Raw genomic sequence first — 12,575 nt, forward strand, 5'->3', positions numbered from 1 at the left:
ATTCCAAGTTTTGATTGATTCTCAACAAATCAATCAACTTTTGAAATCTTCTTGGTTATTAATTCTATTTTTCAGCTGAAAACAGCATTTTTCTAATAATAAAATATAGTTGCAGCATTTACTAGTAAAATTTCGTTAATCATTTTTAACTACAAATTTTCTCAAGTTACTCAACATTATATTATTCTTTTGTAAGGTTAAAGTATCAGTATTACCACTTATTTTTAATGAAAATACATTTTGTAAATCAAAAAATAAAGATTGAGATTCAACCGATAAATTTATCTGACCGCAGTTTGTAATTTTAAGCTTAATTGTTTTAAAACTGGCTTTATCTTTAGTTTGAAATGATCCTATATTTAAGGCATTTATTGAAATATTTTCATTTTTGAAAGTGATATAAATATTATAATCATTCCTTTTATTTTCCTCAACAGCATGTATTGATTTAATAAATACTATACCGTCAAGTATTTTGAAGTCAATCTTGTTATTTTCTGAATTCCTTTCTAAAACAATAGAATTTTTATTTCCTTTTGAAAGAAATACATTTTCTACATTTTCAATTTTAATCTCATTGAAGTCATTGCCATTTAAATCTAATTCGTTTTTTATCATCTGAGAATAAGATAACAGTTAATATAGTTCGTCAAAGTAAATTACACTACACCAAGCTCATTTAAGATCCTGAAAAACCTGTACTCACTTTAATACTGTACTAAATTTTAAATGAGGATGAATATTACCATTTAATTTCGTCCTTTTTTGGTGGTGGATCACCTTCTGGTCCATCAAAAGCTCCGGTTGGTTCTATATCCTTAGATTGTATTTGAATAGAATCATTTTGGATTTTTGCATGTATTGAATGATTTTGCATTTCATCAGAAGTTGCTGATAATTCTTCTGTTTCTCTACAACTAACCATTGAAACTAAAACAATGGTTGCTGATACCCAAGAGATAAACTTTTTCATAATTATTTTTTTGAAAGTTTATTCCGGCGCCGGGATTTTATTTACTTTGAATTCGGATGCTAAATTATTCGGGTAAAACGTTTTTTCCTAAAAAAGCAAGTCTTTAATCAAAAATTGACAAATAAAGACGTCCTAATAAAGAAATTAGGACCATTTCTGGAAATTAGTTAGTTTTGCAGCATATAATATTTGAACCAAGATGTTCTCTAAAAAGATTCCGTTTTATTTTTTTTATCTTTTTTTGTTTTTTTCTTTTGAAAAAATATACAGTCAGCAGAGTTATGAAGAATTACGAAGTAGATATGATACAAAAAATGAAAATGATAGTACTGCATTAAAAGGTATCAATCTTTACCTTCAGAAAGCAAAACGGGAAAACAATTTGGTCGAACAAATCCAGGGATATAGGGATGCTACATTTTTCTCTCCGGATAAAGGAACAAAATTAAAATATGCTGATAGTGCCATAGCTATCGCAAAAAAAACGGATAATAAAGAATTAACATCTACAGTCTATCTTCTAAAAGGCAGTCTGTATTATTTTTACTATAAAAATTATCAATCCGCTTTAGCAGAATATTTAAAAGCTTATCAATATTCTAAAGACAGTAAGGATGATTACCTTACTTATAAGATTATTTATCAGATGGGACTGGTAAAAAGTTATTTAGGATATTATCATGAGGCCATTGAACATTTTAAAGAGAGTATTTCCTATTTTGAAGCAAAAACAAAAGGAGACTATCATCCTAATGCGTTGTATAATGCCAAAAAAGGCTATCTCAACAGCTTACATCAACTTGCAGTATGCTATAAAAATACACAGGATTACAAGAAAGCAGATTCTATAATCAATATAGGATTACATATTTCTTCCAAGTCAACAGACTTTTCTTTAGAAAAAGCATACTTTCTGAAATGTAAAGGCATTTCTGAATTTAATCATAAAAACTATAATGCCTCCAGCAGTTTTTTACTACAAGCATTGCCCGTATTAAATAAAAATGAGGATTTTTATTGGTCATCCGTCTCCGATTTTTATATTGGAAAAAATTATCTGAGCTTAGGAAAAGAAGATTTTGCAATAAAACAATTTGAAAAAGTGGATTCTATTTTTCAAAAAAGAAAATTTATCGTCCCCGAACTTCTTGAAAATTATCATTTTCTGATTAAATATTATCAGAAGAAAAAAAATGTTGAAAAGGAACTTGAGTACTCAAAAAAACTTTTGAAAGCAGATAGCATTTTTAGCAAAGATTTCAATTATTTGTCTGCAAAAATCCATAAAGATTACGACAAGCAAATCCTGGAAGAGTCTAAAACTAAATTGGAAGCCCGTAATAAACTGAGTATTGGAACAATCATACTTCTTATTTCCATATTGATTTTGTTAGCTATACTGGCTTGGAGATTTTACAATAATGCACAATCAATAAAGCTGAAATACCATGAATTGGAAAAAAAACTTCAACAGCAAACAAAGCCCGTTTTACCTTCTTACGAAAATATAACCAATTATGGAAAGTCTGTATTGAGTGAAGATATATTTATGGATTTACAGAATAAATTAAAAGAGTTCGAAGCTACAGGAAATTTTAAGGAAAATGGGTTAACAATTGACCAGCTTGCCACTACTTTCCGTACCAACAAGTCTTATCTTTCACAATATATCAATGATGTAAAAGGAATGAATTTCAGCAAATATCTTTCCACTCTTCGCATTAATTATATTACTAAATTAATGTATGAGAATCCCCAGTATCTGCGCTTAAAAATACAAGGATTAGCAAACGAGTGCGGAATAAGTTCCCGTCAAAACTTTTCAGATCTCTTTCTGGAAATCAATAATATTCGTCCTACAGATTTCATTAAGCAAAGAAGAAAAGAATTGGAGGAAGGGAAAATATCCGGTTCAGCCGAATCTTAGATAAATTAATATTATGCAACTTCTGCTTCTCATTTGATATCCTTAACTCACAAACTTTAAAAATAAAGCGGCTATAAATATAATATTTATAGCCGCTTATTAAATTTATAGATAAATTACTTTTATTCAGTAATTATTTTACTTCTTCGAAGTCTGCATCCTGTACATCATCACCTCCTGCATTTCCAGCATTCTGAGCTCCTGCATCTGCACCTTGAGCACCTTGTCCTGCTGCATACAATTCTTCTGAAGCTGCCATCCAAGCTGCATCTAAAGCTTCTGTTTTAGCTTTTACATCGTCAGCATTTTTAGCTTCGAAAGCTGTTTTCAATTCTCCGTGAGCTGCTTCGATTGCTGCCTTTTTATCTGCAGATAATTTCTCACCAAACTCTTTCAATTGTTTTTCAGTCTGGAAGATCAATCCGTCAGCTTTGTTGAAAATCTCAACTTCTTCTTTTCTCTTAGCATCTGCTGCAGAGTTTTCCTGAGCTTCTTTTTTCATTCTTTCGATTTCTTCTTCAGAAAGACCAGAAGAAGCCTGGATTTTGATGGACTGCTCTTTACCGGTTCCTTTATCTTTAGCAGATACACTTAAGATACCGTTAGCATCAATATCGAAAGTTACTTCGATTTGAGGAACACCTCTTGGCGCTGGCGGAATATCTGTAAGGTCGAATCTACCAATCTCTTTATTATCGTTGAACATTGGTCTTTCACCCTGTCCTACTCTGATGCTTACAGCCGGCTGGTTGTCAGAAGCTGTAGAGAATACTTCAGATTTTTTAGTTGGGATCGTAGTATTCGCTTCAATTAATTTAGTGAAAACAGAACCCATTGTTTCAATACCTAAAGAAAGTGGTGTAACGTCAAGAAGTAATACGTCTTTTACATCTCCTGTTAATACACCTCCCTGAATAGCTGCACCAATTGCTACAACCTCATCCGGGTTAACTCCTTTAGATGGTTTTTTACCGAAGAATTTTTCTACTTCTTCCTGGATGATCGGGATTCTTGTAGAACCACCTACCAAGATTACTTCGTCGATATCAGAAGTTGATAAACCTGCATCTTTCAATGCTTTAGCAACCGGTTCCATAGATCTTCTTACTAGATCTGCAGATAATTGCTCAAATTTAGCTTTAGTTAAAGTCTTCACTAAGTGTTTTGGACCCGTAGCTGTAGCTGTAATATATGGAAGGTTGATTTCAGTCTGTGGAGAAGAAGATAATTCAATTTTAGCTTTTTCAGCAGCTTCTTTCAATCTTTGTAATGCAATGGCATCAGATTTTAAGTCAACACCTTCTTCAGCTTTGAATTCATCAGCCATCCAGTTGATGATCACATCATCGAAATCATCACCTCCTAAGTGAGTATCACCGTTTGTAGACAATACTTCGAATACACCGTCTCCCAAATCCAGGATAGAGATATCGAAAGTACCACCACCAAGGTCATACACAGCGATTTTCTGATCTTTATGGTTTTTATCAAGACCGTAAGCTAACGCAGCAGCTGTAGGTTCGTTGATAATTCTTTCTACTTTAAGACCAGCGATTTCACCCGCCTCTTTAGTAGCCTGTCTTTGCGCATCGTTGAAGTATGCAGGAACAGTGATTACCGCTCTTGTTACTTCCTGACCAAGATAATCTTCAGCAGTTTTCTTCATTTTCTGAAGGATCATTGCAGAAATTTCCTGTGGAGTGTATTCTCTATCGTCGATTTTTACTTTTACCGTATCGTTTGGTCCTGATACTACTTTATAAGGTACTCTTGAGATCTCAGAAGCATCATCTTTAAAGTGTGTTCCGATAAATCTTTTGATAGAATAAACAGTTTTTGTAGGGTTTGTTACCGCCTGTCTTTTTGCAGGATCTCCCACCTTTCTTTCGCCATCTTCTGTAAATGCTACAATAGACGGCGTCGTTCTTTTACCTTCTGCGTTAGGAATTACAACAGGGTCTTTACCCTCCATTACAGCAACACAAGAGTTGGTTGTTCCTAAGTCAATACCAATTATTTTACTCATAATATTTATATTTTTTCTAATTTTTAAATTAATTTACACTCTCAATTTCTCAATATCTGTACCATTCGAAAGGATATGACAAAATGACACAATACAATATAAAGAGACCTATACATCTTGTAAAGACTGCACTATTCAAGACACTTTGGACATTGACAGTTGTAAAAATTAATCAAAGTTTAACCTATTATATAGGAATCATAATCTCCTGAATTATTATTTTTGATAAAATATAAACCAGAGAATGTCATTACACTTCAATCCGAGAGATATTACATGGCTTGCTTTCAACGAAAGAGTTTTGCAGGAAGCTATGGACGAAAATGTGCCTTTACATTTAAGAATCCGTTTTTTAGGAATTTTTTCTAATAATTTAGATGAATTTTTCAGAGTGCGTGTAGCGGGACTAAAGCGCGCGATGGATTTTAAAGAGAAAGTAATTGCAGAATCGTTCTACCAACCTCCGTCAAAAATCCTTCAGAAAATTAATGACATTGTTATAAAGCATCAGCAGAATTTTGACAAAACCTGGAAGAAAATTCAGGTTGAAATGGCTGATCATAAAGTTTTTATTAAAACCGCAAAAAATTTAACGGCCAAGCAGAAAGAATTTGTAAGAAATTATTTTGATGAAGTCGTGGAATCCAATGTCATTCCTATCCTTCTGCATGAAAATACTCCAATGCCTTATATGAGAGATAAAAGTCTTTATCTGGGTGTTGCGATGAGAAAAAAAGACTGGCAATATTCCAGCAATTATGCAATCATTGAAATTCCGTCAAGGTTTGTAGGAAGGTTTCTTTTGCTCCCAACGGAAGATCCTGAAGAAAAAGATGTCATGCTGTTAGAAGATGTCATTACTTTCAATTTACCGCACATTTTCTCCTATTTCGGGTATGATGAGTTTGCTGCCAATGCTTTTAAGGTAACCAAAGATGCAGAACTTGATCTGGATAATGACATTAGAACCAATTTTGCCGAAAAAATAGAAAAAGGATTAAAAAACAGAAGAAAAGGGAAACCCACCCGTTTTGTCTTTGATAAGGATATGGATAAAGCTCTTCTGGAAATGCTGATCCGAAAACTGAACCTAACGAAGAAAGACAGTATCATTCCGGGAGGAAAGATTCATAACTTCAAGCATTTTATGGATTTTCCGGATGTTTTTGAAAAATACGAAAGACCTGTAGAAAGAACCTCTTTTATGCATCCTGCTTTTGAGCATGGAGAAAGAATAACGGATGTTATTTTAAAGCATGATGTTCTGCTTACCTTTCCTTACCATAAATATAACCCGGTAATCGATCTTCTGCGTGAAGCGGCAATGGATCCTGATGTAAAATCTATTCAGATTACCGCTTATCGTTTGGCTAGCAGCTCAAAAATCATCAATGCATTGATTAATGCTGCAAGAAACGGAAAAGAAGTAACCGTGATGCTTGAACTTCAGGCTAGATTCGATGAAGAATCTAACCTGGAATGGAAGGAAATGCTGGAACCTGAAGGAATAACAGTTTTAGTTGGAATTCCTGACAAAAAAGTACATGCTAAATTATGTATCATTAAAAAACGGGCTCATAATAAAACAATCCAATATGGATTTATAAGTACGGGTAATTTTAATGAAAAAACGGCCCGAATTTACGGAGACCATCTTATTATGACTGCAGACAGAGGAATAATGGCAGATATTAATAAAGTTTTCAATGTTTTGAGAAAGCCGAAAGAAGACTATCTTCCGGTATTAAAAACCTGCAAAAACCTTTTGGTCTGTCCTCAGTTTATGCGTGAAAAAATCATCCATCATATTGATAAGGAGATTGAAGAAGCGAAAGCAGGAAGAAAGGCAGAAATGATCATTAAAGCCAATTCTGTAAGCGACCGTATTCTTATTACCAAGCTTTATGATGCTGCAAAAGCGGGTGTTGTAATAAAAATGATCGTGAGAGGAATTTACTGTGCCGTCAATCAAAAAGATTTCAAAGAAAAAATAAAAGCGATAAGTATTGTAGACGAGTATCTGGAACATGCAAGAGTGATGTATTTCTATAATAAAGGATCAGAAGACCTGTATATTTCTTCTGCAGACTGGATGACCAGAAACCTTGACTACAGAATAGAAGCAGCCGCAAAAATCACAGATAAAAATTTAAAAACCGAATTGAAAGATATTCTTGATATTCAGCTTCGTGATAATGTAAAAGCAAGAATACTGGATAAGAAACTGGGTAACGAATACATCCGGAACAATAAAGAGGAATGCCGTTCTCAGGTAGAAACCTACAAATACCTAAAAGCAAAGGCTACGAAAAAGTAATTGTTTCCTAAAATCTTTGTTTTCAACATAAGTAATAATATATTTTTGTAAATTCAATTCATTAACTGAAATTAATAGAAATACGTACAAATAATGATCATCGCAGCGATAGACATAGGAAGTAATGCAGCCCGACTTTTAATAAACGAAGTAAAAACTCAGCAGAAAGAGCCTGAATTCATCAAGCTTAATCTTCTAAGAATCCCTTTGAGACTAGGTATGGATGTTTTCACTATGGGAAAAATCGGTGCCGAAAGAGAAAAAATGGTGCTTGATGCTATGAAAATCTTCAGCGATCTGATGAGAATTTACAATGTACAGCATTACAGAGCATGTGCAACAAGTGCAATGCGAGATGCAGCAAACGGCCAGGAGATTATTAAAGAAGTAAAAGAAACTTCAGGAATTAATATTGAAATTATTTCAGGGGACGAAGAGGCAACACTAATTTATGAAAACCATGTCGCAGAAGGGCTCGACAAAAATTTCGCCTACCTGTATGTAGATGTTGGTGGAGGTTCCACTGAACTTACTTTCTATGAAAATGGCAAAATGATGTATGAAAAATCGTTCAATATCGGGACTATACGTCTTCTCAATGACCTGGTGACAGAAGCGAACTGGAAGGAAATGAAAGAAGAGATAAAGGCCAATATTATAAGTAAAAAACCTATTGTTGCTATTGGTTCCGGAGGAAACATCAATAAAGTGTTTTCTTTAAGCAAAACCAAAGACGGAAAACCTATGTCTGCTTCCTATCTGAAAAAAGCATATAAAGAATTTGCGGGGCTTACCATAGATGAAAGAATGACTCAATACAATTTGAGACAGGATCGTGCCGATGTTTTGGTTCACGCTTTGAAAATTTATAATAATGTAATGTCATGGTCAGACATCAACCGTATTTTTGTCCCGAAAATATCTGTTGCAGATGGACTTATCCATAATATTTACAGCAAGTTACACGCTAAATAATCAATTTCTTTAATTCATAAATTATAAAACCGATCAAAAAGATGATCGGTTTTTTGTTTTTAAACCATAATTTAATTGAGATAAGAAATCATTAAACATTAAGAAATTAAGCTTCATTAAGATCAATATCAAACCTATTTTAATAATTTAATGAATAAATTTTAATTCTCTTAATACCTTAATGGTGTATATAAATTAAAAATCTATTTGGAGCACTTTTGTTCTGCCAATGAACTTATTACTATAAATTTAATTTAAAAATTTTTAAAGTAAAACTTATTCAGGGAACGTCATTAAGAAAAACAACAGAAATGGACACACTCAAAATAATTCTAACAGGAGCAACAGGAATGGTAGGGGAAGGAGTTTTAATGGAATGTCTTGAAAACCCCAATATCTCAGAGATATTAAGCGTAAGCAGAAAACCATCCGGAAAGAAACACGCAAAACTTAAAGAATACATTGTTTCCGACTTTTTAACCATCGATATGAATGATGAAAATCTGAAAGGCTATGATGCTGTTTTCTTCTGTGCCGGAATCAGCAGTATAGGAATGAGTGAAGAAGAATATATTAAAACAACCTATGACGTAACATTACATTTTGCAAAAGCCGTTTTAAACCAAAACCCGAACATGGTTTTCAATTATGTTTCAGGCGCTCATACCGACAGTACGGAAAGTGGAAAAATGATGTGGGCAAGAGTAAAAGGAAAAACTGAGAACGCCTTAAAGAAGTTGGGATTAAAAGCGGCATACAATTTACGCCCCGGATTTATGAAACCTGTTGAAGGTCAGGAAAATGTAAAATGGTTTTTTAAACCGTTTATTTGGCTGTTCCCTATTTTTTTACCATCAAAATCATTAACTTTACACGAGGTGGGAAGAGCAATGATCAATGCTGTACAGAAAGGATACCCAACTTCAACATTAGAAATTAAAGACATTAAAAATCTCGCAGTATGAAAGATATGTTAAAAAGAATTTTCCTGGTTATCTTTGTATTACTGGTTCTGACGGCTATTTCAGGGTTTTTCTTTATGCAGAAACATCCTTTGGGAGGGAAACAACCTGTAACGAAAACTCATACTCCATCAGGACAAACGGTTAAATAATACAATTATTTACCTATAAATATATCATACCATCTTTACGGTATGTCTATTTTCCTGCCCATCTTATAACATCGATTTTATATTAAATACAATTACCTATTTATTAAACATTTATTAAAATTACCTTAAAATGTTTACAAAGTAGAAACTTCATTTTTGCATAAACTTAATATCAGTAAAAATGATTAATAACTACTTGTTAAAAGGGTCTGTCATTGCTGTATTTTTTCTTCAGGGAAATATTTTCGGGCAAACCTCTCTTATCCACTACTGGAATTTCAATAACAACGCTTCTGCTGCAACCATCATTACCCCGACCTCAACTTTGACAGGCGGTTCCATGACTGCATTTACAGGAGGAACCACTGAAATCGATTTCGCAGGGGGAACAGGACAGAACTTCAATGTTGACAATTTAAATGCAAGAAACGGAGATGCTTCCGGTACGCATTTGAGATATAATATTCCTATTGGAGGAAATTTACAGTTCAATTTACCAACAACCGGATACAATAATGTAGTTGTAAAATTTACAACAAGAAGATCCGGATCTGGAGCTGGAACTCAGACCTGGACTTATTCTACAGACGGAACAACATTTTTACCTTATCAGACAGTCTCCCCGCTGGATGCAAATCCTCAATTAATTACTTTTGATTTTTCCGCAATTGCTAGCGTTGCCAATAATCCGAATTTTAAACTTAAAGTTGAATTTTCTGCAGGAGCAGGAGGAACGGTAGGAAACAACCGTTTTGATAACTTCACTGTAGATGCAACAGCAGTAAGCGGAACTGATACTACACCTCCAACCGTAACCTATCTTCCCGCAAACAACACAAATAATGCTTCCACCACTGTAAATCCTACCATTTCTTTTAATGAAAATGTAAGGTTGACAGACAACTCAACGATCAACGATTCTAATGCACAAACGCTTGTTGATTTCCGTCTCGGAAATGCTTCAGGCACGCAAGTTCCCTTCACAACTACTTTTTCCAACAACAAAATCACTGTAATCCCGACTTCCGGTTTAGTTCCCAACCAGACTTATTATTTGGCTTTAAAACCCAATATGGTAGAAGATACGAGTGATAATGCTGTGACGATATCAACTTCAACAACCTTTACTACAGCAGGAACTGCAATTTCTCTGGATAAAAACTTTATTAAAGTAAATGAAAACGCAGGAACTTTAGCATTTAAAATAAATATTGCCAATCCTTCGAATTCAACCGTAAATCTGGTAGTAAAACCAGCCCCTTTCAGTACTGCGGACAATAATGATTTTACTTTAGCCAACCAAACGATTACCCTTACTCCGTCAATGACAAGTTACACGGTAAATATTCCAATCACTGATGATACTTTAGAAGAACAACAAGCTGAATATTTTGTGATAAGTCTTGAAAATCCTACCGGAGCAAACATTTCAGGGGATAATAACGCAACGGTTTATATTGTTGATAATGATAAACCTGCACCAGTTCCTTCCAACCAAATCTCATTAAACTATATCGGAAGCTTTGACCCTTCCGGAACAAATACAAGCTCTACGGAAATTGTAGTTCACGACCCTGCCACTCAAAGGCTATTTACGATCAGCTCGATTACTGATGTTTTTGATATTATTAATTTCAGCAACCCAGCCGCACCATCCGTAATAAGTACTGTCAACATGGCACCTTACGGAGGAATCACGAGTATTGCCGTGAAAAACGGAATCATTGCAGCCGCTTCTCCTAATGCAAATCCTCAGCTGAATGGTTCCGTCGTATTTTTTGATACCAGCGGAACATTTTTAAAGCAAGTTACAGTAGGTGCATTACCGGATATGATCACTTTCTCTCCGGACGGAACCAAAGTAATCACCGCTAATGAAGGCGAACCGAATGATGCTTATACAGTAGATCCTGAAGGTTCTATCAGTATTATTGATATTTCCGGTGGAATCAGCAACCTTAGCCAAACTAATGTCACAACGCTTAACTTTAACGCCTTCGATTCTCAGGTTGCCGCTTTAACAGCCACTGGTTTAAGAAAAGTAAGAACTAACAATACACTTTCTCAAGATCTGGAACCTGAGTATGTAACAATAAGCTCAGACAGTCAGAAAGCCTGGGTAACACTTCAGGAAAACAATGCCATCGCAGAAATCAATTTAGTCACAAAAACGATTACCAACATCTGGGGGTTAGGTAAAAAAGACATGAGCATTCCAGGAAACGGTTTTGATGCTTCTGATAATAATGGAGAGGTTCTCATCGCAAACTGGCCTGTAAAAGCTTATTTTCTTCCGGATGGTGTTCAGAATTTCAAGGTAGGAGGAACAAACTATATTGTAACGGCTAATGAAGGGGATGAAAAAGATCTTTCAGGATTCAGTGAGAGAACTACAGTTGGAGCAAATACTTATACCTTGGATCCTGCTATCTTCCCTCAATCAAACATTCTCAAAGCCTCTTATAACTTAGGAAGATTCAGGGTTTCCAATGCCACAGGAAATACGGACGGAGACGCTGATTTTGAAGAAATCGCTGCATTAGGAGCACGTTCATTCTCTATCTTCAATGCAGACACAAAGCAGATCGTTTATGACAGTGGCGACAGATTTGAAAGATATATTGCAGCCAATCATCCATTGATTTTTAATGCCGACAACGAATCGAACGGGATAAAAAATAGAAGCCGAGCAAAAGGTCCTGAACCTGAAGGAGTAGCTTTAGGAGTTATTGGTGGTCAAACTTATGCTTTCATCACATTGGAAAGAACAGGTGGTGTAATGGTTTATAATGTAACGGATCCTACTAATCCTACTTTCACAGATTATAAACATTCCCGAACGACTTCAGCGTATGGCGGAGACAACGGACCAGAGGGAATTATATACATTGCCCCAGAAAATACGACTACAGGAAAAGGTTATGTAATCATTGCCAATGAGATCAGCGGAACTTTATCTATGTATGAAGTAGCCAATGCACCAACTTTAGCGACAGGGGAAGTAAAAACTGAAAAAGCCACCTTCAATATATTCCCGAATCCTATTACCAAAGGAAATACACTTTACTTCAACAGAGCGCAGGGATATGAGTTGTATGATATGTCCGGAAAACTTATTGGAAAAGAGAAAAATGCTTTAAGTATAGACACTTCAAAATTAAATACCGGGATTTATTTAATCAAAACTTCTGAAGGAGAGGTGAAGAGAGTGATTGTAAAATAATTTTACTTAATAAATTGATA

Annotated in this window: 9 protein-coding genes; 6 read left to right on the forward strand and 3 right to left on the reverse strand. The window is 34.6% G+C overall.

Annotated elements, in window-relative coordinates; all coding sequences use genetic code 11:
* Positions 1 to 135: 135 nt before the first annotated feature.
* Both MKS83_RS08435 and MKS83_RS08440 read right to left on the reverse strand, forming a co-directional pair.
* Positions 136 to 618, reverse strand: a complete 483-nt coding sequence (locus tag MKS83_RS08435) for a GIN domain-containing protein (RefSeq protein WP_240582790.1) — start codon at positions 616 to 618, stop codon at positions 136 to 138.
* Positions 619 to 742: 124 nt separating this feature from the next.
* Positions 743 to 973 (reverse strand): hypothetical protein, encoded by a 231-nt coding sequence (locus MKS83_RS08440; RefSeq protein ID WP_240582791.1) that lies wholly within the window; start codon positions 971 to 973, stop codon positions 743 to 745.
* 241 nt (positions 974 to 1,214) lie between these two features.
* Here MKS83_RS08440 and MKS83_RS08445 point away from each other — a divergent pair, with 241 nt between their 5' ends.
* Positions 1,215 to 2,900, forward strand: coding sequence for an AraC family transcriptional regulator (locus MKS83_RS08445; RefSeq protein WP_240582792.1), 1,686 nt, complete (start codon positions 1,215 to 1,217; stop codon positions 2,898 to 2,900).
* Between the two features lie 133 nt (positions 2,901 to 3,033).
* Here MKS83_RS08445 and dnaK read toward each other — a convergent pair whose 3' ends face one another.
* Positions 3,034 to 4,926, reverse strand: a complete 1,893-nt coding sequence (gene dnaK / locus MKS83_RS08450; RefSeq protein ID WP_100376423.1) for a molecular chaperone DnaK — start codon at positions 4,924 to 4,926, stop codon at positions 3,034 to 3,036.
* 244 nt (positions 4,927 to 5,170) lie between these two features.
* Between dnaK and ppk1 the strand changes: the two genes are divergently transcribed.
* From ppk1 to MKS83_RS08475, 5 genes are all read left to right on the forward strand, one after another.
* A complete protein-coding gene (ppk1, locus tag MKS83_RS08455; protein WP_240582793.1) occupies positions 5,171 to 7,243 on the forward strand; it encodes a polyphosphate kinase 1 in 2,073 nt (690 codons plus the stop codon).
* Between the two features lie 93 nt (positions 7,244 to 7,336).
* Complete coding sequence (locus MKS83_RS08460) at positions 7,337 to 8,218, forward strand: exopolyphosphatase (protein ID WP_240582794.1); 882 nt, start codon at positions 7,337 to 7,339, stop codon at positions 8,216 to 8,218.
* Positions 8,219 to 8,529: 311 nt separating this feature from the next.
* The gene (locus tag MKS83_RS08465; protein ID WP_240582795.1) at positions 8,530 to 9,183 is read left to right on the forward strand and encodes an NAD-dependent epimerase/dehydratase family protein; all 654 of its coding nucleotides are present in this window, start codon (positions 8,530 to 8,532) and stop codon (positions 9,181 to 9,183) included.
* Positions 9,180 to 9,332 carry a hypothetical protein gene (locus MKS83_RS08470; protein WP_157798763.1) on the forward strand — a complete coding sequence of 51 codons (153 nt, stop codon included), beginning with the start codon at positions 9,180 to 9,182 and terminating at the stop codon, positions 9,330 to 9,332. The genes MKS83_RS08465 and MKS83_RS08470 overlap by 4 nt, the downstream gene beginning before the upstream one ends.
* A gap of 181 nt (positions 9,333 to 9,513) precedes the next feature.
* Positions 9,514 to 12,555: a choice-of-anchor I family protein gene (locus MKS83_RS08475; RefSeq protein ID WP_240582796.1), complete on the forward strand. Its 3,042-nt coding sequence runs from the start codon at positions 9,514 to 9,516 to the stop codon at positions 12,553 to 12,555.
* The last annotated feature ends 20 nt before the right edge of the window (positions 12,556 to 12,575 follow it).

It is taken from the genome of Chryseobacterium sp. Y16C, from assembly GCF_022488405.1.
Lineage (GTDB): Bacteria > Bacteroidota > Bacteroidia > Flavobacteriales > Weeksellaceae > Chryseobacterium > Chryseobacterium geocarposphaerae.